Origin of the sequence: Thioclava arctica (assembly GCF_040892615.1) — a bacterium.
Lineage (GTDB): Bacteria > Pseudomonadota > Alphaproteobacteria > Rhodobacterales > Rhodobacteraceae > Thioclava > Thioclava arctica.
Genome location: NZ_JBFRYC010000023.1, coordinates 1 through 22980 on the forward strand (window position 1 = coordinate 1; position 22980 = coordinate 22980).

17 protein-coding genes, 1 rRNA gene and 3 pseudogenes are annotated in these 22980 nt (G+C 57.0%); 12 read left to right on the plus strand and 9 right to left on the minus strand.

All coding sequences use genetic code 11. The features are described from left to right. The 3 genes and pseudogenes from rrf to glf all read left to right on the plus strand — a co-directional run. A 5S ribosomal RNA gene (gene rrf / locus AB4874_RS18935) occupies positions 1–106 on the plus strand; the annotation flags it as partial. 130 nt (positions 107–236) lie between these two features. Further along, positions 237–757: pseudogene (locus AB4874_RS18940) on the plus strand (integrase core domain-containing protein); the annotation flags it as partial. Positions 758–947: 190 nt separating this feature from the next. Continuing rightward, positions 948–2084, plus strand: coding sequence for a UDP-galactopyranose mutase (glf, locus tag AB4874_RS18945; RefSeq protein ID WP_368393164.1), 1137 nt, complete (start codon positions 948–950; stop codon positions 2082–2084). A 71-nt stretch (positions 2085–2155) separates the two neighbouring features. Here glf and fcl read toward each other — a convergent pair whose 3' ends face one another. Together fcl and gmd are read right to left on the minus strand one after the other, a co-directional pair. Then, positions 2156–3133: a GDP-L-fucose synthase gene (gene fcl / locus AB4874_RS18950; protein ID WP_368393165.1), complete on the minus strand. Its 978-nt coding sequence runs from the start codon at positions 3131–3133 to the stop codon at positions 2156–2158. A 76-nt stretch (positions 3134–3209) separates the two neighbouring features. Then, positions 3210–4328, minus strand: a complete 1119-nt coding sequence (gene gmd, locus AB4874_RS18955; protein ID WP_368393166.1) for a GDP-mannose 4,6-dehydratase — start codon at positions 4326–4328, stop codon at positions 3210–3212. A gap of 359 nt (positions 4329–4687) precedes the next feature. Here gmd and AB4874_RS18960 point away from each other — a divergent pair, with 359 nt between their 5' ends. The 4 genes from AB4874_RS18960 (at position 4688) to AB4874_RS18975 (ending at position 10581) form a co-directional block, all read left to right on the plus strand. Further along, positions 4688–6109 carry a mannose-1-phosphate guanylyltransferase/mannose-6-phosphate isomerase gene (locus AB4874_RS18960; RefSeq protein ID WP_368393167.1) on the plus strand — a complete coding sequence of 474 codons (1422 nt, stop codon included), beginning with the start codon at positions 4688–4690 and terminating at the stop codon, positions 6107–6109. A gap of 46 nt (positions 6110–6155) precedes the next feature. Beyond that, positions 6156–7550 carry a phosphomannomutase gene (locus AB4874_RS18965; RefSeq protein WP_368393168.1) on the plus strand — a complete coding sequence of 465 codons (1395 nt, stop codon included), beginning with the start codon at positions 6156–6158 and terminating at the stop codon, positions 7548–7550. A gap of 167 nt (positions 7551–7717) precedes the next feature. Then, positions 7718–8713, plus strand: a complete 996-nt coding sequence (locus tag AB4874_RS18970) for a hypothetical protein (protein WP_368393169.1) — start codon at positions 7718–7720, stop codon at positions 8711–8713. Further along, positions 8713–10581 carry a glycosyltransferase family protein gene (locus AB4874_RS18975; protein ID WP_368393170.1) on the plus strand — a complete coding sequence of 623 codons (1869 nt, stop codon included), beginning with the start codon at positions 8713–8715 and terminating at the stop codon, positions 10579–10581. The genes AB4874_RS18970 and AB4874_RS18975 overlap by 1 nt, the downstream gene beginning before the upstream one ends. Positions 10582–10651: 70 nt before the next feature. Here AB4874_RS18975 and AB4874_RS18980 read toward each other — a convergent pair whose 3' ends face one another. The 5 genes and pseudogenes from AB4874_RS18980 to AB4874_RS19000 form a co-directional block, all read right to left on the minus strand. Next, positions 10652–10969: a hypothetical protein gene (locus AB4874_RS18980; RefSeq protein WP_368393171.1), complete on the minus strand. Its 318-nt coding sequence runs from the start codon at positions 10967–10969 to the stop codon at positions 10652–10654. Then, a complete protein-coding gene (locus tag AB4874_RS18985) occupies positions 10966–11280 on the minus strand; it encodes a hypothetical protein (RefSeq protein WP_368393172.1) in 315 nt (104 codons plus the stop codon). Before AB4874_RS18985 ends, AB4874_RS18980 begins: the two co-directional genes overlap by 4 nt. Before the next feature lie 11 nt (positions 11281–11291). Continuing rightward, positions 11292–12452 (minus strand): DUF2793 domain-containing protein, encoded by a 1161-nt coding sequence (locus tag AB4874_RS18990; RefSeq protein ID WP_368393173.1) that lies wholly within the window; start codon positions 12450–12452, stop codon positions 11292–11294. 174 nt (positions 12453–12626) lie between these two features. Next, a complete protein-coding gene (locus tag AB4874_RS18995) occupies positions 12627–13946 on the minus strand; it encodes a UDP-glucose dehydrogenase family protein (protein ID WP_295530194.1) in 1320 nt (439 codons plus the stop codon). A 460-nt stretch (positions 13947–14406) separates the two neighbouring features. Further along, a pseudogene (locus AB4874_RS19000) lies at positions 14407–14686 on the minus strand (hypothetical protein). A gap of 161 nt (positions 14687–14847) precedes the next feature. Between AB4874_RS19000 and AB4874_RS19005 the strand changes: the two are divergent. Then, complete coding sequence (locus tag AB4874_RS19005; protein WP_368393174.1) at positions 14848–15264, plus strand: transposase; 417 nt, start codon at positions 14848–14850, stop codon at positions 15262–15264. Between the two features lie 71 nt (positions 15265–15335). Here AB4874_RS19005 and AB4874_RS19010 read toward each other — a convergent pair whose 3' ends face one another. Continuing rightward, positions 15336–16922: an ArnT family glycosyltransferase gene (locus tag AB4874_RS19010; protein WP_368393175.1), complete on the minus strand. Its 1587-nt coding sequence runs from the start codon at positions 16920–16922 to the stop codon at positions 15336–15338. A gap of 85 nt (positions 16923–17007) precedes the next feature. Between AB4874_RS19010 and AB4874_RS19015 the strand changes: the two genes are divergently transcribed. Together AB4874_RS19015 and AB4874_RS19020 are read left to right on the plus strand one after the other, a co-directional pair. After that, the gene (locus AB4874_RS19015) at positions 17008–18030 is read left to right on the plus strand and encodes a glycosyltransferase family 2 protein (RefSeq protein ID WP_368393176.1); all 1023 of its coding nucleotides are present in this window, start codon (positions 17008–17010) and stop codon (positions 18028–18030) included. Further along, on the plus strand, positions 18027–18725 hold the full coding sequence (locus AB4874_RS19020) for a class I SAM-dependent methyltransferase (RefSeq protein ID WP_368393177.1): 699 nt from the start codon (positions 18027–18029) through the stop codon (positions 18723–18725). Before AB4874_RS19015 ends, AB4874_RS19020 begins: the two co-directional genes overlap by 4 nt. Here the strand turns inward: AB4874_RS19020 and AB4874_RS19025 are convergent. After that, entirely contained in the window at positions 18713–19021 is a 309-nt protein-coding gene (locus AB4874_RS19025) for a hypothetical protein (protein ID WP_368393178.1), read from the minus strand. The two genes, AB4874_RS19020 and AB4874_RS19025, sit on opposite strands and share 13 nt — an antisense overlap. Before the next feature lie 1535 nt (positions 19022–20556). Between AB4874_RS19025 and AB4874_RS19030 the strand changes: the two genes are divergently transcribed. Beyond that, entirely contained in the window at positions 20557–21492 is a 936-nt protein-coding gene (locus AB4874_RS19030; protein WP_368393179.1) for a sigma factor-like helix-turn-helix DNA-binding protein, read from the plus strand. 227 nt (positions 21493–21719) lie between these two features. Then, a pseudogene (locus AB4874_RS19035) lies at positions 21720–22748 on the plus strand (IS110 family RNA-guided transposase). Positions 22749–22980: the final 232 nt, after the last annotated feature.

Consider the following 22980-nt stretch of genomic DNA (forward strand, 5'->3'; position numbering starts at 1 on the left):
CATAGCACGAGCAAAACACCCGATCCCATCCCGAACTCGGCCGTTAAGTGCCGTCGCGCCAATGGTACTGCGTCTTAAGACGTGGGAGAGTAGGTCACCGCCAAACCTAGTAAGAAGCGATAACAAAAACATCTCTATAAACAATCCAAAAAGAATACAAAAACGGCGCCCAATAAGGGCGCCGCTTTTGGTTGTTCGAGCGATAAACTTACACAAAACAAAGTAGCTGGTGCCACGGGATTTTCCCTCCACTTGCGGTTAGAGGTCTTCCGAGCTTGAGGATGGACCAAGATCAGTTAGCCAGTGGCCAGCGTTTCCGGGGGCTCAACGTGGTTGATGATGCCACCCGGAAGTGCCTCTCTGCGCCCCCTGACATCTCTACCTCAGGACACCGTGTGGCGCGTGAACTGACGGCCCTGATCGAACGCCGGATCGAATGGCCCTACATCGCGCCGGGCAAGCCGATGCAAAACGGATTCGTGGAAAGTTTCAACTGGCGCATGCGCGTTGAACTGCTCAACGAAACCATGTTCCACAACTCGGGCCTTGCCCACTTCGGGATCGCGGCTTGGGCTTCTGACCACGACACCGAACACCCGAATTCGGTGTTGGTCTACCAGACCCCGGATGACCATGCCCGAACCACGACAATCGCCCGCCTCGTCTCGCGCGAGATGAAAGCCCTGCGCGGCGAGCAATTGCTCAACCTACGCCAAATGGCGCAAACACCAACTCGGCTCCGATCGCGACTGGATGAAAGTTCAGTGGCAGGTTTCCGCTACGGCATCTTTCTACAACCTTTTGGCGAATGAATGCGGTTATGACTCGCGTCAATGTGCGCTCAAAGATATAGTGCTTTGAGGGCTTGGCTATGGGCGCTCCTATCGGTTTGTCTTTTCAGCATCGGTAGGAACACGTTTTTCAAGCCAATTTAAAAGGAGCTGGGCGTGAATATATTGCTTGTTGGGGCTGGTCTTTCCGGTGCCGTGATTGGTCGCAAACTGGCCGAAGCTGGTCACAGCATTACCATCCTCGACAGCCGCGCGCATGTTGCCGGCAATTGCCATACCGAGCGTGACGCGCAGACCGGGGTTATGGTGCATATCTATGGCCCGCATATTTTCCACACCGACGACGCCGAGGTCTGGGATTACGTCAACTCCTTTGAAACTTTTATGCCCTACAAAAACCGCGTGAAGACGACTTCTGGCGGGCAGGTGTTTTCACTGCCAATCAACCTGCACACGATCAACCAGTTCTACAATCGTACGATGCGCCCGGATGAGGCGCGCGCCTTCATCGAAACGCAGGCCGATACCAGCATTGCCGAGCCGCAGAACTTTGAAGAGCAGGCGATGCGTTTCGTCGGCGGCGATCTGTATGAGGCGTTCTTCAAAGGCTACACGATCAAGCAATGGGGTGTGTCGCCCACCGAACTGCCCGCCGCGATCCTCAAACGTCTGCCGGTGCGCTTCAACTATGACGACAACTATTTCTTCCATCGTTTCCAGGGCATGCCCGAGAATGGCTATACCGAGATGGTGGCGCGCATCCTCGATCATCCGGGTATTAGGGTGCATCTGAACACCCGGTTTACCCGCGATATGGCGGGCAACTATGACCACGTCTTCTATTCCGGACCGCTCGATGGCTATTTCGACTATGAGCTGGGTCGGCTTGGCTATCGAACGCTCGATTTCGAACGCTTCACCTATGAGGGCGATTATCAGGGTTGCGCGGTGATGAATTACGGCGAAGAGACCGTGCCCTTCACCCGGATCACCGAGCACAAGCATTTCTCTCCTTGGGAAAGCCATGAGGGGTCGGTCTGCTACCGCGAGTTTTCGCGCGCCTGCGAACCCGAGGATATCCCCTACTACCCGATCCGTCAGGTGAAGGAAAAAGCCCTGCTGGCCGAATATGTCGCGCTCGCCGAGAATACTTCGGGCGTCACCTTCGTTGGGCGCTTGGGCACCTACCGATATCTCGACATGGACGTGACGATCCGCGAAGCGCTCGATACCGCTGAGGCCTTCTTGGCCAAAGGAACCGACTTGCCTGCTTTCGCGACCTCGCCTTTGTAAGGCACCAAACCGCTTAAAAGACGCTCATCGGTAAAAATCGGTGAGCGTCCTTTATGATCTCTGCGGTCGATTTACTTCGTACGAAGATTCGGCCGCTCTTGAGCCAAGAACCATTTGTAAGTCTCGCGGATGCCCTCTTGCAGGCCGATTTTGGCCGTCCAGCCAAGACGGGCAAGCCGTGAGACATCCATAAGTTTGCGCGGGGTGCCATCGGGTTTTGTGGCGTCAAAGCTGATCTTGCCAGTAAAGCCGGTCGCATTGGCGACGGTTTCGGCCAGTTCACGGATCGTGACATCGCTGCCTGAGCCGACGTTGATATGGCTCAGCATCTCTTGCGTTTCGCGCCGATAGATCGCGCGATCAAGACCCAGCACGAACAGCGACGCTTCGGCCATATCATCGACATGCAGGAATTCCCGCATCGGCTTGCCTGACCCCCATACGACAACCTCGGACGTTCCATCGCGCGCAGCATTGTGAAACCGTTGAATCAGAGCCGGAAGAACATGGCTGTTTTCAGGGTGAAAATTGTCACCTGGCCCATAAAGATTGGTTGGCATGACCGAGCGGTAATCGGTGCCATATTGCCGATTGTAGCTTTCGCAAATCTTGATTCCGGCGATTTTCGCGATCGCGTAGGGCTCGTTGGTGGGCTCCAATGTGCCCGTCAGCAACGCATCTTCTGCCATCGGTTGGGTGGCCAATTTGGGGTAAATGCAAGATGAGCCCAATTGCAGCAAGCGCTGCACCCCCGCGGCATAGGCCTGATGGATCACATTGCATTCGATCATCAGGTTTTCGTAGATGAACTGCGCAGGATAGCTGTTATTAGCGACGATCCCGCCGACCTTTGCTGCGGCGAGGATCACTTGATCGGGCGTTTCGCTTTGCATGAAATCATGCACCGCCGCCTGATTGGTCAGATCCAGCTCGGACGAGGTTCGCGTGATCAGATCAAGGTCTTCGCCAGCCGCTTTGCGCGCCTCGAGTTGGCGCAAAATGGCGCCTCCCACCATGCCACGATGGCCAGCGATATAGATTTTGGTCATGGCTCTGCCTTCCAATATCTTGAGTTGGGATATGCGCCTATTCGTCCTGAAACGGGGCGGGGCTGCCCCGCGTCGATCATTCCAGACTGACCGGCAGCTCCAGCCCATGCGCCTTGAGCAAAGCGTAGCGCCGCGCGGTTTTGAAATCTTCGGCCACCATCTCGGCGCACATCTCTTGCGCGGTGATCTCTGGCTCCCAGCCGAGTTTCTGTTTCGCCTTGGCGGGATTTCCCAGCAGCGTCTCTACTTCGGCGGGCCGGAAATAGCGCGGGTCGATCCGAATAATCACATCCCCCACCTTCAACGCCGAGGCTTTGTCGCCCTCAATATGGGAAACGGTTGCGATCTCATCCACGCCAGAGCCCGAAAATTCCAGCGTGAGGCCCAATTCTGCCGCGCTCCACTGAATGAATTCGCGCACCGAATATTGCTTGCCCGTCGCGATGACAAAATCTTCCGGCTCATCTTGCTGCAACATCATCCACTGCATGCGCACATAGTCTTTGGCATGGCCCCAGTCGCGCAGGCTGTCGATATTGCCCATGTACAGACAGGGTTCGAGCCCTTGCGCGATATTGGACAAGCCGCGTGTGATCTTGCGCGTCACAAAGGTCTCGCCTCGGCGCGGCGACTCGTGGTTGAACAAAATCCCGTTGCAAGCATACATCCCGTAAGCTTCGCGATAGTTTACCGCGATCCAAAAGGCATACATCTTGGCAACCGCGTAGGGCGAGCGCGGGTGGAACGGCGTGGTTTCGGTCTGTGGAATTTCGCGCACCAGACCGTAGAGTTCCGAGGTCGAGGCCTGGTAGAAACGGGTTTTCTTCTCCAAACCCAGAAACCGGATCGCTTCAAGCATACGCAGCGTGCCAAGCGCGTCGACATCGGCGGTGTATTCCGGCGCTTCAAAACTGACCGCGACATGGGACTGGGCGCCAAGGTTATACACCTCGTCGGGCTCTACTTCTCGCAAGATACGCGTTAGATTTGAGGTGTCGCTGAGGTCGCCGTAATGCAGCTTCAGGCTTGTGTGACGCGAATGCGGATCTTCGTAGATGTGGTCAATGCGTTGCGTATTGAACAGCGAAGCGCGGCGTTTGATGCCATGCACCTCATAGCCCTTTTCCAATAGCAGTTCGGCGAGATACGAGCCGTCTTGCCCCGTGACGCCCGTAATCAGTGCTTTTTTTACCATTTACCAATCCCTCGTCTGTTTTGCGTCGCGTCTGCGGAGTGAGGTCCGCAAGCCTTGGTGATCTCCTGCGGTTCGAATGTTCGCTTTGGAGAAAGACATAACTGCCCTCACCCTATCAGAAATTTACGCATTTTTATCTGAGAAGAGTCTGCACACGGCTGAAATACGGGCGTTTTTTGGCTTCTAGCCCGTATTCTGGGCCCTCTGGACGTAAAATCCGGGCTGTAAGCGCCCAATCCCATCATCAAACTGTCTACCTATGGTCCTCCCGCACAGATTGGCGCAGCGGAATAAAACTTGAAATCCCTGGCAATCTGATAAGATATCAAAGGCGGCAGACCTAACAGAAAGGCCGACCATTGATCACTCCTGTCATTTTATGCGGTGGATCTGGCACGCGTCTTTGGCCATTGTCGCGCAAATCATATCCCAAACAATTCGTTCCCCTCGTTGGCGAGAATACGCTTTTTCAAGCGTCGGCCTTGCGGCTTTGCGATGACTTTTTTGCGCCACCCTTGGTGCTGACGAATTCGGATTTCCGCTTTATCGTCGCTGAGCAATTGACAGAGATTGGCGTTGATCCCGGGGCGATCCTGATTGAGCCAGAGGGGCGCAACACGGCACCTGCCATTCTCGCGGCAGCGCTTTGGCTGGAGAAAAGCGACCCCGAGGGTCTGATGCTTGTCGCGCCCTCCGATCACGTTGTTCCCGATACCAAGGCATTTCGCGCGGCCACCCTTGCCGGGGCAGAGGCAGCACGCGCCGGGCAGTTGGTGACCTTCGGGATCAAACCAACCCATGCCGAAACCGGCTATGGGTATCTTGAACTGGCTGAGGATCCGCAGGATTTTGCGGCGCGACCTTTGGCCCTGCGCCGCTTTGTCGAGAAACCAAATACAGAGCGCGCCCAAGAGATGGTGGCAGCGGGCAAATATCTTTGGAACGCCGGGATTTTCCTGTTCTCGGTCAAGACGATCTTGGCCGCGTTTCGCGCCTATGCGCCCGAATTGATCGCGCCCGTGCAGGCAGCCGTCGATCAAGGCGCGCCGGATTTGGGGTTTTTGCGCTTGGCGCCAGACCCTTGGGCCAAAGCTGCGGATATTTCGATTGATTACGCGGTGATGGAAAAGGCCGATAACCTGTCGGTCGTGCCCTTTGCCGCTGGCTGGAGTGACCTTGGAGGATGGGACGCGGTCTGGCGTGAAAGCCATCCAGATGCGCGCGGTGTCGTCACCTCCGAGCACGCGACCGCTTTGGATTGCGACGATACCTTGTTGCGCTCAGAGGATGCGGGGATGGAAGTGGTCGGGATCGGCCTGAAAAATATCATTGCGATCGCGATGCCGGATGCCGTGCTTATCGCAGACAGCACACGCGCGCAGGATGTTAAGCTGGCGGTCGCAGCGCTGAAGGAAAAGCATGCCCATCAAGCCACGAATTTCCCAAAAGACCATCGCCCTTGGGGGTGGTTTGAAAGTCTCGTGATTGGCAATCGTTTTCAGGTCAAACGGATCGTGGTAAAGCCCGGCGGCGCGCTGTCGTTGCAGTCTCATCACCACCGCTCTGAACATTGGATCGTGGTCGAAGGGACTGCCAAGGTGACGACAGATGACGTCGTGCGACTCGTGAGCGAGAACCAGTCGGTCTATATTCCTCTTGGTGCCGTTCATCGCATGGAAAACCCAGGCAAAGTGCCAATGGTCCTGATCGAAGTGCAAACCGGGTCCTATCTGGGCGAGGATGACATCATTCGCTACGAAGACGTTTACGCGCGCAACTGAGGCTTGTCAGCAGACGTGGCTCACACGCAACCGAGTGGAGGAACTCATGGCGCCCAAATTCGGAACCAGCGGCCTGCGTGGTCTTGTTGTCGAACTGACGCCCGCACTTGTGGGGGATTATACCCGGGCATTTCTTGCGGCTTGTCCAACGGGTGGCGCGGTGCATTTGGGGCGCGATCTGCGCCCATCCTCGCCCGCCATCGCCCAAGCGGTGCGCACGGCCCTGCGTGACGAAGGCATGAGCGTCATTGATTGCGGGGCTTTGCCGACCCCGGCGCTGGCGCTTTCGGCGATGGCACAAGGTCACGCTGCAATCATGGTGACGGGCAGCCATATTCCTGCCGATCGCAACGGGCTAAAGTTCTATGTGCCCACGGGCGAGATTTCCAAGGAAGATGAGCGCGCGATCAACGCTCATCTCGGGCGCAAACCCGCAAATGTGAGCGCGGGTTTTCAACGCGAGGACGCGACGGCGGCAACGGACTATCTGGCGCGCTACGTCTCTGCCTATGGCCCCGAGGCGCTGCGGGGGATGCGTATTGGGATCTATCAGCACAGCTCAGTTGCGCGCGACCTGATGGTTGCAGCGATTGAGGGGTTGGGCGGCGCTGCGATTCCTCTGGGGCGTTCCGAGACTTTTATTCCCGTCGATACCGAAGCGCTTGATACGCAAACCCGCACGATGCTGTCGGGGTGGTGTCGCGAACACGGGCTTGATGCGATCATCTCGACCGATGGCGATGCGGATCGTCCGATGGTGGCCGATGCGACGGGCCGCATCGTTGTGGGGGACGTGCTTGGTGCGCTGACGGCCCGCAGCCTTGGCGCGCAGGTGATCTGCACGCCGGTCTCCTCGAACAGTATGATCTTCGAGATGCCTGAATTCGAAGCGATCCATCTTACTAAGATCGGCTCGCCCTTTGTCATCGAGGCGATGGAGCAAGTGCGGGCCCAGACCCCGAACGCTCGTGTGGTCGGATACGAGGCCAATGGCGGTTTCCTGCTGGGGTTTGAAGCCGCAGGCCCCGCCGGGACGCTCGCCCCCCTGATGACGCGCGATTGCCTGCTGCCCATACTCGCACCGCTTGTGACGGCGCGCGCGGCCGGGCAGCCTTTGGCAGACCTTGTCGCAGCCCTTCCCCCACGCTTCACCGCCGCAGACCGCATCGCCGGCATTGCCAGCGCGACCGCGCAAGCTTTCCTTGCCCAACTCGCGCAAGACACGTCCGCACGCCAAGCCTTTTTCGCCGAGGAAACCGCCCAGACCGACTTGGATTTGACGGACGGTCTGCGCGTGCGCTTTGAGGGAGGGAGCGTCGTGCATCTGCGTCCGTCAGGAAATGCCCCCGAATTTCGCTGCTACGCCGAAGCTGATCGGACTGAGACCGCGCAGACGCTTGTTTCGCGCTATCTTGGAAAGGTGAGAGAACTGCTTGGCTAGCCAAGCGCGCAAGGTTTTATGATTTGGCAAGATGCTGCCCATAGCCCCCGCCCATCACGCGGATTTGATCTAATAATTGAAGTTATGCCGAAAAGCTGTCACATCCAAGGCGACCACTTCCGACATTTCGGCTCCCCATTATGACTCTTCAAAAGTAAGAAAGACCTATGCGTAGAAAGCTTTTTCTCCATATTGGAAGCCACCGCACGGCAACGACGTCAATCCAACAATTTATGCATGAAAATTTGGACCGTCTCGAGGCTCAGGGCATTTTGTACCCTCTGCGCGTCGCGCGACATCAGCGCCTAATTAACAAGATTTTTGCGGGTAAATTGAAGTCTGATGAAGTCGCTGCAGACCTCTCTCGGGTCGCGGATGAGCGAAAAGACCCGATCAAATCCATTGTCCTGAGCGATGAGGATATCAGCATTCGCGATGATCTGAGCGCGCTTGAAGGCTTTAAAGAGCATTGCGACGTCAAGATTTTGTTTTCGATGCGCAGGCAAGATCTGTGGCTTGAAAGCTGGTATTTCCAGAATATCAAATGGCAGTGGAATAAGGCGCTAAGCCACTGCAGCTTTGATGAATTTATGGCCCAGCGCGAGGCGTTTCACTGGATTCATTACGACCGCTATGTCCGCATGCTCGAGAACATGTTTGGTGCCGAAAACATCCTGTTGAGTGTCTTTGAGAAAGATCAGATGCCCGGTGGTCCGGTCGTGAACTTCTGCCGTCAGATCGGGCTTACTGACCTTCAGGGATTCAGTGATCCTCCGCATGTGAACTCGTCCATGTCCGCAGAAATGGTCGAGTTTGTGCGCCATATGCCGCTGGATCAATTTGAGCCACCCGAGCGCGATCTTCTGCGTCGGGCGTTCGAAGCTGTGGATCGAACCCATCTGGGCAATAGCGGGAAACAAAGCGAACTGTTGATGACACCCCGGCAGCGGCGCAAGCTTTTGAGCGAATACGAGGTGGGAAATCAAGCCGTGGCCAAGCGCTACTTCAATCGCGACGCGCTTTTCCTGGATCCGCCGCCCAAGTCCGACAGACCGCTCGCAAAGCTTCAAATTCCCTCAGATAGCGCGACCCTGATCAATCGGATCGTTGCGCCACTGCTGGTTCAGTTGGTTGAAAGTGGCACCATCAAAGGCAAAGACTGATGTCAGAACAGGCGACCAATTTGCAAAGCCTGATCTGGCCCGAGCTCGGGCTTTGCACCGAACGTGATCTTTATATGCGGCTCTCCGATGCCGCGGCATACTCGCAAAAGACGCAAGAAATCCGCTTCCTCAAGGGCGGCCATGCCAGTTTTGACACCTATTACAACCTGTTCAATATTGGAAAGTGGCATAAGAATTGCGCCCTTGCTTCGTTGCTGCTGGCGCTGGATGGCACTGGAACTTTTGAACTGGTGGTGTCTCTGGCTTTGCCCGGACGCTCCGTTGAACGGCTCTACAATGAGATCATCTCGCTAAAAGATGGCACGCCCTTCCGACTGCCCCTCGAACCACTGATGAGCTTTGACACCCGCGGTGTTTTATACTTCGAGTTGCGGGCATTGGCCGATGATTGCACCTTGCGCAATGCGCATTGGGAAACCAACGATGCCCCGACATGCACGCCCCAATTGATGCTCTCGATCACCACGTTCAAGCGTGAGGCTGCAGTTGCAAGAACCGTGCAGCGGTTTGAAGCCTTCATCGCGACATCGCCGCTGCAAGACAATCTTCACCTCACCATTGTCGATAACGGGCAAAGCGCCTCAATCGAGCGCTCGGACCATGTGAGCCTGATAGAGAATGAAAATCTTGGGGGCTCGGGTGGGTTCGCCCGTGGGCTGATCGAGGCGCAAAGGCGCGGCGCATCCCATTGCTTGTTCATGGATGATGATGCGGCTGTCCACATGGCTGCGATTGAGCGCACATGGATGTTTCTCGCCTACGCGAAAGATCCGAAAACCGCCGTCGCCGGGGCCGTTTCAAATGCGCAATACCGTTGGAAACTCTGGGAGAATGGCGCACTGTTTAACAAGATCTGTCAGCCGCAGCATATTGATCTTGATCTGCGTGAAATCGCGCAGGTTCTTGAACTGGAATTCGATAGCACCGCCCGGCAGCCGTATAATTTCTACGGCGGGTGGTGGTATTTCGCGTTCCCGGTCGCCGAAGTGAAACACATGCCCTTCCCGTTCTTCGTGCGCGGAGATGACGTCAGCTTCAGCCTCGCGCATGATTTCAACATCGTCACTTTGCCCGGCGTCATGTCGTATCAGGACGAAGATTTCACGGTGAAAGAGTCTCCTCTCACCGTCTATCTCGACCTGCGCAGCCATCTGGCGCATCACTTCGCGCTGCCAGAGATGGAAATCGGACGCAAAGGGATTTTTAAACTGATGCTGCGCTTCTATTTCCGCAGCTTGCTGCCCCACCATTATGAGACGCTTGAAGCGATCGGCTTGGCGCTGCAAGATACCTTGGCGGGACCCAGTTTTTTTGCCGAAAATGCAGATATGAGCGTGCGACGCCAGCAGATTGGCGCGCTGACGGATCAAGAGCGCTGGCGACCCGAAGAGACCGAGGTGCAACATCGCTTGCCGCCGCGGTCTTGGATTTCGCCGCATCGTTGGGTGCCGCGCAGTCTTATGAAACTCATTTTAAACGGTCACCTCCTGCCTGGCTTTGGCCGGATTGGGAACCGTATCATTTTGGCTGCGGTTAAGCGCGGCCAGATTCGCCCGATCTGGGGGGCCGCACAAATCACCTATATTTCGAGTGATGGTGGAAAACGTAGCTACACCGTCCACCATTCCATGCGCCGGGCGCTGAAAGTCAGCCTGCCGATTTGGCGCGCGATGTGGATGATTTGGCAAAACCACGACTCCCTGTGCAAAACGTGGCGCAGCGGATATGACAACCTGACCCAGCTCGATTTCTGGCAAGCCAAGCTCAAGCTTGATGCCGCGGCGCTACCTCTCAACGCAGGTGATGCTCCCAAAGGAGCCGTGCGCCCCGGCCCCGCCGAAGGATGAGCGGGGGGCGTCGTCCCCGTGCACAAGTCTATCCATCCGCACGCAGACGCGCCTGATTTCGTGCGCGTGACTAGAATTTGGCCACGAGCGCTGCAAGCCCATCGGGACTTTCAGGCCAGATCGGCTCCCCCCCCTCGGCAATCGCTGTTCGGGCCGCGGTCAGCATCGTTGAAATCCATAGCTGCGCGCTGCGAAATAGGTCCATTTCTTCGCCGCTTAATAGCCCCACGATCGCCGCGCTTTGCAGATTGGTCATTGTGTTGCCATCCAAGATGTCGGTGATGCGCGTCGCACATTCACCCTTGATCGCGCTAGCTCTTAGAGCCTTGGCTTCTGTCGCCTTTGCGTCTGCCGTAATCAGCTTGCTCATGTCAAATTGGATGCTCATTCGCTGATCTCCTCAAGTGCGTAAGCTGGCAACATAATCGGACCGTCCTCGGTGACAGTAATCGGCTGCGGAAACCGCGTCTCCTCGGGGGCGTCCGGGCCACATGGCAGGCGCAAGGTCAGGCTTAATTCGCCATTGATGCGCGTAACGGGGCCTACGACCCAATCCGACATCACGGCATCTGCTGGCAGCGTGGCCCCCTCGGGGATCGCTGAAAGGTCCAGAGATTCGCCATTGAAGGTTAGCACATCGCCAGCGACAGACAGATCTAGTAGCGTATCAAGGCGAACGGGGGAGAGGTTAATTTTCATGGCGTTACTCCTTAGAACCAGCGACCGATCCACAGTTTGTTTCCGTCGGTTTTCGTGATCGTCCCGACGAACACAGCAGGCGCAGTCGTGAGGGCGGTGTTATCTTTCCAGCACATCTGCGTCCCATCGGCGAAACGCACATAGGTGCCATTCGCATTTGACCCGCGTTCGATCAGGGCCCCTTTCGGGACGCCGCCTGATTGCGACACAGTGCCGAGAATTGAGAGATTGCTGTAGATTTCCACCCAAGCTGTCCAAGAACTCCCACGCCACTCTCGTACCCATGATTTGCCCAAAAAGGGGCGGGATACCTCTTCTATGAAAAAGGACGAGTTGAAGCGCGTGACTTTCACATACAGGCTCACTGCGAGCGGTGGCGTTCCTGTCCCCGAGGTGGACCAAGTATAAAGCCCGCTTGCGATGTCTGTCGCATCCAGATCACTCAGGACAGGTGCAGTCTCTGTCTCGCCAAGCCCGAAGGCTCCGACCGTCATCAGCCGCCCGAGCGTCTTATCGACAGCGCTGCTCTGTACCGCAGCCCCGCTGAGTTGGCCGCTCTGCGTGTCGACCCGCAGGGCCTCGGTCCAAGTGCTCCCGTCATCCGAGACCTTGATAAGAAAATCATTGTCTCCCGTGAGCCCCATCTCGGCATGGCCCGTGAAATCGCTTTGATACAAAAGTGATGCCGTATCGGTTTCGCTCGCCTTGTTGAGCTTTAGCTGATGGCCCGCCCCGGCATGCGTAAACAGCGAGGATTCGGACGCAACCGCAAGCCGGTTGGCCGCATCCCAATCGGTGCCAATTCCCAACCCATCCAGGCTTTGCAGTGTCGTGGCGATTTCTTGCCACGCCCCATCGACAAAGATGCATTGCATGGCAGTGCTCAGATCCCAAGCCTGCCAGCCTTCCTGCGGCGCGATGAAGAGCCATTCAAAGCCAGTCCACTGCGCCAGCATCCCGCCTTTGCCCGCCCAATCGCCTTGTGGAATCGGCGCCAAGGCGTGGATTTGTCCAGCCTGAGGCACGGCGGGCGGAATCGTTGCCCCTCGCCCTTCAAGCACCAGCTGCGTCAAGACATCGAGCCGCTGAAGCGCCTCATTATAGGTGACATGTTTCTGCGCCTGACTGGGCAGCATGAAAGGCAGATCGAGCCGTACGGAACTGTCCGACATGAGAGAGGGCCTCTTGCACTGTTATCAATTCAGCACGTTATGAGGCAGCTTCCTCTATAAATTCTGGTTCCGCCGCCCGAGGCGGTAATATGTCATTAACCAAAGCGCACGCGGTTCAGGCGCAAGCGCCTCCCAAAATCAGCCGAAAAATCCGACGTCAAAAATCGCGAAAGATCACGCCCCCATACCGGGACGCCCGATCGAGCTATAGGCCTCAAATCCAGCATTTTTGGCATCTTCTACGCTATAGACATTGCGCAAATCCGCCATGCGCGGCGACTTCATCACCCCGGCCATGCGGGTTAGATCAAGCGCGCGAAACTCGTTCCATTCCGTCAAGATCACGACAAGATCACAGTTCGCGCTCGCGGCATAAGGGTCATCAAGCCATTCGACGCCGGGCAAAAGATGTTCACCCTCGTGACGCCCCTGCGGATCAACAACACGTACTTTGGCCCCACCACCCAGCAGCGCAGGCACAACCGTCAAACTCGGCGCGTCCCGCATGTCATCGGTATTTGGCTTAAACGTCACCCCCATGATCGCGATGGTCTTGCCGTTGAACGATCCATCACACAAATCAAGCAGCTTATCGACCATCCGGCGCTTCACTTGCTCATTGATGTTGATCACCGCTTCAGTGATCAGCATCGGGGACGCATTTTCTTGGCCAATTCGGGCCAGAGCCTTGGTATCTTTCGGAAAACAAGACCCTCCATATCCCGGCCCGGCATGTAAGAATTTCTTGCCGATTCGGTTATCGAGTCCCATCCCCCTTGCGACTTGCTTCACATCAGCGCCCACTTTTTCACAAAGCGCTGCGATCTCGTTGATGAAGGTGATTTTCGTCGCAAGAAACGCGTTCGCGGCATATTTGATCATCTCGGCCGATTCCAAATCGGTCACCACGATCGGGAATTCGCGCAGATACAACGGGCGGTAGATTTCCGCCATGACCTTGGCCGCGCGCTCTGTCTCAACCCCGACAACGACGCGATCCGGCTTCATGAAATCGTCAATCGCCGCCCCCTCGCGCAGAAACTCGGGGTTCGAAGCGACATCAAAATCCAGATCCGGCGCAGTCGCCGCCATGACATCGCGAACCTTGCGATTCGTGCCGACCGGTACGGTCGATTTCGTCACCACCACGATGTAGTCCTTGGCCACCTGCGCCACTTCCTGCGCGGCTGCCATCACATAGGTCAAATCCGCATGACCGTCGCCCCGGCGAGTCGGCGTACCAACCGCGATGAAAACCGCCTCGGCCCCTTCCATCGCTTCGTTCAGATCCAGCGTGAAACGCAAGCGACCCGCTTCGACATTGCGGATCATCAGCCGGTCAAGGCCGGGCTCAAAGATCGGCACTTTGCCATTTCTGAGCATGTCAATCTTGCGGGCATCCTTGTCGACGCAAACCACGTCATGTCCGAAATCCGAAAAACAAACACCCGAGACGAGCCCGACATAACCGGTTCCAATTACTACAATCCGCATACCAATCCCTCGTCTATCTATCTGGCGAAACGCTGTGCGCGTTTTCCGAACCGAACGCATTTTTTTATAAACGCATCCCGCGCGATGTCCATTTTTCCACATCGAGGGCATGATGCTGAAACCGGACTGTGGCCGCGTGAAGACAGTCAGTTTTGCTAACTAGACACGGGGGAATTTCCGCCACGAGATCGCGTCACGACGCAATCTCGCAGGACCCATCCCGCCACATACGAACAATTATCCGAACCGCCGCTCGCGGGCGAACTCTAACAGATTAGGTTTTTGAAAGAGTGGTGCCGCTGAAGGAAAGCTCTTTTTTGGGCATTCTCATTTTCGTTGCCTCGGAGAAATCACCACCCCACAGATGCTTGGCTCCACTTTCGGTCTCTCGATCGGCTGACGAACCTGGGTGGCTTTGTCAGGTTGTTATGTTGCGACGAGATCAGGCTCAGCGTCCCGTTTAGGTAGCTATTTCAGCCGCATAGTTATTCCGTAGGCTGAATGCGCCAGCCCGAGTGTGGCGATAGGATGGTGCGGAAAGGCGGTGACGTTTTGGGCGAAAGATAGTGGCGGTCTGGTCATGACGGATAGAAAACGCTGCGCTTGGCGTGGGGATCTGAAACGATCCATGCCCTTTTCTCTTCGTGGAAGACGATCACGCCCCGTTCGGCCAACAAATTGTCGACATCGCGCAGGCTCAGGGCAAACCGATGGTACGCCCAGACGGCATAGGGGATGATGGGCTAAGGGAAACGGAAGGCCTTCAAGCGAGGCTGTGAAACTTTGCTGATCATCAGAGATCGCTATGCGGACAGCCGGGGGCATCCATAACAGGATAAAGCGGCTCACAGCCCAGATCGGAGCTCGACAGAAACAGGGTGTTCCTACGGATGTTGAAGCTATGGATAACAACCTGAAAGATGTGCTCGATACTCAGATTGATGACATCGAACATCGCATCGAAAATGTCATCGCGCGGGTGGAGATTTTTGTCGCAAGGGCAGGGCTTCTCAGATCGATAACAGGGATTGGCCAAGTCTCTGCGGCAATGTTAATCGTCGAGTTGCCCGAACTCGGCCGGATGACAGCAGGCGAAGCCGCGGCCGTGACGGGCCTGGCACCGGTTCCTCTCGACAGTGGAGCGATGAGAGGTCGAAGAGCTATTGCGGGCGGGCGTCGGTCTCTAGGGCATGTGCTGTTTCAGGCTGCGCTCGCCGCCGCCTATCATGCCCCGGTCCTGAAGCTGGTCGCAAAACGTCTCAAGAGCGGGGAAAACCACACAAACTCGTCATCATTGCAGTCGCACGCAGACTGGTGACCATCACCAACGCAATCATCAAAACCGGCATCCCTTGGCGGCAGCAGTTCGCTGATCAGACGCAGTTGCTATCAGTCATTCCGCTCGTAAAGCGCAAAGCGCGCTTGTTTGGCTACGAGATGATAGTTTTGTGCCAAGAACTCCGTAAGCGCGGGATATTCGGCCAGCATTTCATCCGAACTCTTCGGGTTCTGAGTGACCCACGGCGTAGCATCTCTCGATTGGAGCACGAATTGTGTAGGCGGGTTTGCGCGCAACCGATTGAGCAGATCTTGCGTATAGCGACCGTCGTAATAGTTCACCATGAATGGCCAAGAATACGGGTAGCGATAGCGTGGCGGTTCATCGGCCAGGAAATAGAGCATCGTGCTATATCCCCATAAAAATAGAGTATCGCCGGGCTTGCGATGCGCTTTGACGACATCTGCGAACGCGACAATCGCCGCAAGGTCGAAATCCGATGACGATGGCGTGGCCGCGATAAAGACTTTGGCCGGATCTGGTTGCCCAAATGCGATCAGCCCGTACTTGTCGAGCTTCGCGGCATGGCTTGGCAAATACAGCGCGATCAGAGCCAGCATGACAAAGGCGCGGCTATGTGCGGGTTTGCGCAGTAGGCCCGCAATTGCCTCGATGGCGATCCCAAACAACAGCGCATAGACTGGTAACATCGGCAAGAAGTGATAGCTGGCCCCCTTGCCCTGTACATGCCCGGACACCCAACCCGCAAGAACCCACAGCAGCGCCACTACCAGACTCAGCGACCGCCGCGTGGCCGCCCATTCAAGCGCGGCTGCAATTAGTCCGACGGCCACAGTCGCAATCAGGTAGGGCGATGACATGCCAATCAGCAGGAATTCATATAGAAGGCCGGGTTTGTTCTTTGGGACGTAGCCGACGTAGCCGACGATGAAAGACTGGATCTCAAGGAATGGATCAAGCGCGCCAAAGGCCACCATGACGGCGATGATCAGGGCCAAAACCGCAAGCCCTCCCAGAACGCAGGCGAGCAGGTCCCGCAGCAAAAAACGGGTGTGCGTTTGGCCGATCAGCCCGGCAATCAGGGGCGCAAAGATCAAAACCCCAGCGCCACCGATGGTGTACTTGAGCCCGAAAGCCAAACCCAGCGCCACCCCAGACCCGATCATAAGCCACAGACGCACGCGGCCTTTGGAGCGTCGCCACCCCAGCAACATCATCCACAGCGCCGCCACCACGAGAAACGCGGCCCAGCCATCGGTCTGGGCATGCGCCCAAAATCCGTAGCTGTAATAAATCAGCGCAAACCCCACAGGGGCCGCGAAACCGAACGCCAGGCCGCGCCGCAACAGCCGCCCGATCTCGACCAAGCCAAGCGCGGTCAGCGTCGCAAAAATCAGGTCCAGTTCGCGGATCGCCATCATCGAATGGCCAAACAGCACCTGTGACAGCCAATGCACCGCCGTCGTCAATGGTGGCTTGATGTTGAACACATCGCGATAGGTGACCAAGCCATTGTCGAGCGCATAGGCGATTGTTGCATGAATGCCCTGATCGCGGCCAAATGGCTCCAGCAAAGAATAGGCGCCGATCAACGGCACGATTATGAGCGCGAAAACCCGCGCCATCCACCAGCTTCTCTGGGGGGCTGCATCTTCACTCGACGTCATTTTGGCCATTCTTCCGTCTTAATTCTGACCGGTTTCGCAAAGAGATTACTCAGTGAGGTAGACACAAACCAGCTTGAACTCGAACGGTGAGTAAATGAATTTTGACCTGCGACTTGTAGCTGATGAGGGACAAAAACCAACGGTATCGACCGCGACGAGCGTGTCGGTCGTTGTGCCTTTTCTGGATGAATGCGCCACGCTTGAGACGCTGTTCTCGCGTGTGTGTGATGTCATGGGTACTACCGGACGCGCTTGGGAGATGATCTTTGTCGACGATGGCAGTCGTGACGGGGGTGATGTGATCGCAAGCGAATTAGCGCGCGCCAATCGCAATGTGACGCTGATCCGGTTTACCCGCAATTTTGGCAAGGCCTCGGCGCTGTCGGCGGGGATCGCGCAGGCCCGTGGCGATATCGTCGTGACGATGGATGCCGATCTGCAAGACGATCCGGCCGAAATTCCGCGCTTTCTCGAAAAGCTGTCGGAGGGTCACGACGTGGTGTCAGGTTGGAAGCAGACGCGCAACGATCCAATCGGCAAGACGCTGCCATCGCGCATCTTCAACCGGATGACCGCGAGCATGTTTGACATCGACTTGCATGATATAAATTGCGGCTTCAAAGCATACACCCGCCGCGCCGCCAAGCGGCTAAACCTGTATGGCGAGCTGCACCGGTTTACGCCGGCTCTACTGCATGCCGTGGGCTATCGCTGCACCGAGATCACCGTGCAGCACCACGCTCGCGAACATGGCCAGTCGAAATATGGCATGATGCGCATGGTCAAAGGGCTGCTCGATCTGGGCACGGTGAAATTGCTGACCCGTTACCAGTCGCGGCCGCTGCATTTCTTCGCGATGATCGGCCTGCCGCTGTTTTTGCTGGGAACCAGCTTTATCGCGTATCTTTCGGTGCTGTGGTTGCTGGGCATGGGGCCGATCGGCACGCGGCCTTTGCTGTTCATCGGCATCTTGCTGACCGTGACGGGCACCCAGATTCTGGGCGTTGGTCTTGTGGCCGAATTGCTGCAAGCCTCGGGTCTTAAAGAGAGCGACAAATACGTCATCGACGAAACTGTAGCGCAAAATCAACCGCATCTTTCGGAGGGCTCGCTGTGAAACAAGCCATTCGTTCTGCTTACGTCTCCGTCCTGCGCGGTGCGCGCCAAGTGCTTGGTTCGATCGGTTTTCTTGGCTGGCTCGAACGCCGCGAGGGGCGTGGGGCGCGCTGGTTCCGCTCGCTTTTCGCGATTTATGATATCGACGATCTGGTGCGTCTCGACACGCCCTGGTGGACCTTTAATGCCATCGACACGGTCGATCAGTATCTGGCAGAAAAGCCCGGTGCGCGGGTGTTTGAATGGGGATCGGGTGCTAGCACCGTTTGGCTGGCCAAGCGCGCGGGCGAGGTGATCTCGATCGAGCATGACGGCGATTGGGCCGATGTAGTGGCCCCCCGGATCGCAGGGTTCGGTCATGTGACGCTGACCCGTGTGGACGCACAAGCGAAAGGGCGTATCAGCTCAGGTAAGTTCGGTTTCGAAGGACAGTTTTTCGACGACTATGTCGCCGCAATCCGCGATGTGCCGGGCCAGTTTGACCTGATCGTAATTGATGGTCGCGCTCGCGAAGCCTGTCTTGACGAGGCGCTGGCGCGTCTGGCCCCGGGTGGACGGATCTTGTTCGATGACTTCAAGCGCGCGCGGTATCGTGCGGCGGTCTCGGGTCGTGGTCTGAGCGTTCAAACGCTTGATGGTCTGGCGGCCTGCTTGCCACTGCCTGACAGCACAGCCCTTGTGTCTTATCCCGCCTGATCGGTCTGCGCGCGGCGTGCGCGTTTGCGGATCAGGTAGATGTTGTACAGCATCAACAGCAGTGTTGCGACCATCACGAGGGTGATCGAAAGCGACTTGGTTCTGATCCCCTCAACGGTCAGCAGTGCTGACGCGGTGGCACGCATCGCAAAAAAGCTTTGCGTGACGACCGGGGTTCCTGCCTGACGGGACTGCCAAGCCTGCCACATCCATGATCCAAAAAAGATGACACCGCCGATCAGGCCCACGGCCTCTTTGGCGAGGTGATTTTGCAGCATGTGCAAAAGCTCGTTCATGCCCCGGCGCTCCGTCTTGTCCGCCGCTTACCGCGGTAGCTCTTTTGAGGCCGGACTCTGGTGCAAGCGCGCGCGCGGATCAATGATAAATCCAACCGCGTCTTTGTGATGAGATCGCTCGGTGTATCTGCGCGGCAACCAAATGTCTGAGTATCTCAAGCCGCAATAGTCATACTGGCAACACAAAGTGTGAACGGGTGCAATTTTGCCTTCGTAACGGGGAAATCGGCGTCCACAAGTGTCCCCTACAAGGATTTGGGGAATGCTCCAGAAAGGCGTTGTTGCTCTAATCCCATAGAGGATGAAGTTTCCCCTCACCCTTCCGGCTTCATGCAACGGCCTCGATGTCGGCGGTGCCGAGTGCGTTGAACCGGTTAAGGCTTTGTTACTAAATTTCGGGTGAAGCCTTCGGTGCCCGCTTACGCTCCGGGCTGCGAATCGAATGTCTAGGTGAGCTGTAACGGTTTGGGCGCCAAGGGTGCTTGGAAAACGTTATTTTCACCAGTTGTGGGACAAATCGTGCACCCAGACACAAAAAAAAACCTGAAGAAACCAATTTTTCTGGGTTTCTGTGCTTTGACTTTGGTGCGCTGAAGGGACTCAATTTCACAACTCAAGATAATGTTTTTTAATAAAATTTTTTTGAATTTCCGCTATGGAACCCCCAATAATGCCCCCAACATAACATATGTCCGCAGTTGCGGACCTGATTTGAGGAGGTGTTTGCAGACGCTGCAATAGGTTCTTTGCAGATAGAACGCAGGATACCCGCCATAAATCTGAGCTACTCCCCGATCGTTGGGCAGGATCTGGCGCAATTTAAGCTACTCTTTGCACCGGTGTTGATGATGTAACCGCTCTCCTTTGTGACTCGTTGCAGACCCACCTTGGCACATCGAAGCCGTCGGAGGGCGGTTACATCATCAACGCCCATCGGACCTGTGTCGCTTGATCGAGCATGCTGGCTACGAGACCAGGGTCATCGACGTGATCCGGCCGTTCGGATGCCAGAGATTCGCTGCGATCTTGGCGGTGCATGGCCGGGCTGTGTTGGCGGGGGAGATTTCGAGGTGATTTTCGGATCGCCCCCAACGCACACGTGGCAGCTTTTCTGCGATTTGCGGACCTCCACAATGGATTGCACGTCTCGAGAGGCTACGACTTTGATCCAGCGAGACAGTCTTTCCATCATCCATGGGGGAGCTTCTCTTGGCGAAAAAGGGCTCATTTGCTCGGTGTGGATAGGAGGCAACGCGACTGGAGTCTAACCTATTCCGGGGCGTAATGCATTGATCCTAAACAATCTGGGTTTCCGAGGTGCGTTTCCGGGGTGTCTAGACCACGAGCGTCTGTTTGAGTCTTTTTCACCAGAACCGCAAGGGATCACGCGTTCAGCAACAAGCGGCCGGGAACTGGCAAGACCAGTAGTCTACAGGAACCTTCCTTCAGTGTTATCGCGCCCAGACTGATCTGCATCAATCCGAGCAGATTGGGAAGCCAGCGATATGTGGCAATCACGATGTGGAGGTTGATAGATGCATGGTCCGTTGCAGGTGATCACGATGGGTTTCGGTCCCGGCGCCGATGGCGAAGTCCGGGTTTTGGCCGAGGTTGATCGACTGCAAGGTCGAGGAGTGTTGCGCCTCATCGACATGCTCTTCGTTGCTAAGGACGAGGACGGCACGATCCAGCGTCTGGTCGTCGGCGACGGCGAGGACTTCGGTGTTCTCCTGGCGAGCATCATCCCACTCGACGCTGCCCATCACATGAAAACCGCAGTGGGCGAGGGCACGTCGGGCTTCGAGGTGGCGGACGCATGGGCACTGATCGAGTCCCTGTCGCCAGGGACGGCACTCGCATTCCTGCTCATTGAGCACGGTTGGGCGCAGCCACTGTTCCACGTGATCGCCGAGACCGGTGGCACACTGTTGGGCGAAGGATTCCTCACGCCCGAAACAGGGCTGTTCGTCGGCGCTGAAGTCGCAGCGATGGAGCAGGTAGCGACGGAGATTGCGGCAGTGCAAGCCGCCGAAGCCCACGCATTGCTCCTAGCCCTGGCGGCACAGACCCATGCAGCTGAGTCGATCGCAGCCTCCGAAGCGATCGGTGGTGCCGCTGCCGCTCGCGCCATACAGGCGCTGATCACTGCAGGGCTTGTGGAGGAAGCAGCCGCCCACGAGGCCGTCGACGCCTTGATTGCGGCCGGCCTTATCGCCGCCGCTGCCTACGAAGCAGCCGCCGAGGCTGTGGCAGAAGGTGCCGCCACCATCAAAGCAGCATCGATTACCATGGCTCAGGCACTGGTCCTGCGCTACCTGCCCACTCCGTTGACCTTCGCGGTCATCGCCGAGAAACTCGGCATCTCACGGGCAGCCGCGAAGCAACTGGCAGAGCGCGCTTACAAGAAGCTCGGGGTCCACAGCCGCGCCGAGGCAGTCGCCCGGGCCCGCGCGCTCGGCCTCATCGACTGACCGACAAGCCCGCTTGCCGGCGCAACTTCCCGTTCGCCCCGCATGACTACTTGCTGGACAGCGCCCATGCTACCAACGGCCTTATGCGTCGGGCTTGCCTCGCTCATCGCGCTTTTCGTCCTTTGAAGGACTGGCGGCTCTATTGATGGCGTGGATGCTCCCTCCTGACGGCATCGCAATGTGCCAATGTGATGTGTGTTGAGCCATCAACGTAGGAGAGAATATCCATGTCTGAAGTTACCATCATCGGCATTGACCTGGCAAAACGCGTTTTCCAGTTGCACGGGGCGTGCAAGGACGGGTCAGTCGTGTTTCGCAAGAAGCTTTCCCGGGGTCAGGTGCTGGCGTTCGTCGCACAGCAACCCAAGTGCGTTATCGCCATGGAGGCTTGCGCCACGGCGCACGGCTGGGGCCGCGAGTTTGAGAAGTTGGGACACGATGTGCGCTTGCTCCCGCCGATCTAAGTGAAGCCGTTCGTAAAGCGCCAGAAAAACAATGCGGCGGATGCCGAGGCGATTGTCGAGGCGGCGTTGCGCCCCACCATGCGCTTCGTCGCGGTAAAGACGGAAGCACAGCTAGCCCGGGCGATGCTGTTTCGCACGCGGCAGATGTTCGTCGACCAGCGTACCCAGATGATCAACGCCTTGCGCGGGCACCTCGCTGAGCATGGATTGGTCGCGGCGACGGGGACAGCGCAGCTAAAGCGCCTTGCGGATGCGATTGAAGATAGCGACACGGTGTTGCCCGCCGAGGTCCGCGAACTGGGCCAGATGTACCTGGCGCAGATTGACGGCCTGAATGCTCGGGTTGCCGAGCTTGATTAGAAGATGAGATGCGCGGCCAAAGAGGCCGACTTGGCACGACGGGCGCAAACCATGCCAGGCATGGGACCCGCCACCGCGCTCGCGATCGAGACATTCGCCCCTGATCTGTCGACCTTCCGGCGCGGGCGGGACTTTGCCGCCTGACTCGGGCTCGTGCCGAAGCAGCACTCGACAGGTGGCAAGGCTCGGTTGGGCAGGACATCGAAGATGGGGCAGCGTGATATCCGCACGCTTCTGGTCTCCGGCGCGATGGCTGTTCTTCAAGCGGTCGAGCGGTTTGGAACGCCGAACAATGGCTGGCTCAAGCGTCTGCTGCCCCGCAAGCCACGCATGGTTGCCGCGATTGCGTTGGCGAACAAGATGGCGCGTGCCCTCTGGGCCATGATGACGAAACAAGAGGATTACCGGAACCCGGTGGCGGCGATGGCATAGGCACACTGCGCTTTCCATTCCGCACCGGTACGTCGGGAGTGTGAGGAGGTCACCGAACAGTAAGGGCAAAGGATCGACAAGATCCGGGTCAGAGAAAGCAGCATTTGTGCAGAGAGTGTCCGATCTTCTGTGTAACTGCGCTTTGGTCCATGCTTCCTGAGAGGAGCAAGGACGATGACGATTTCCAAGGAACTTTTGGACGAACTTCTGAAGGGCTGCGAGCGGCCTGAAG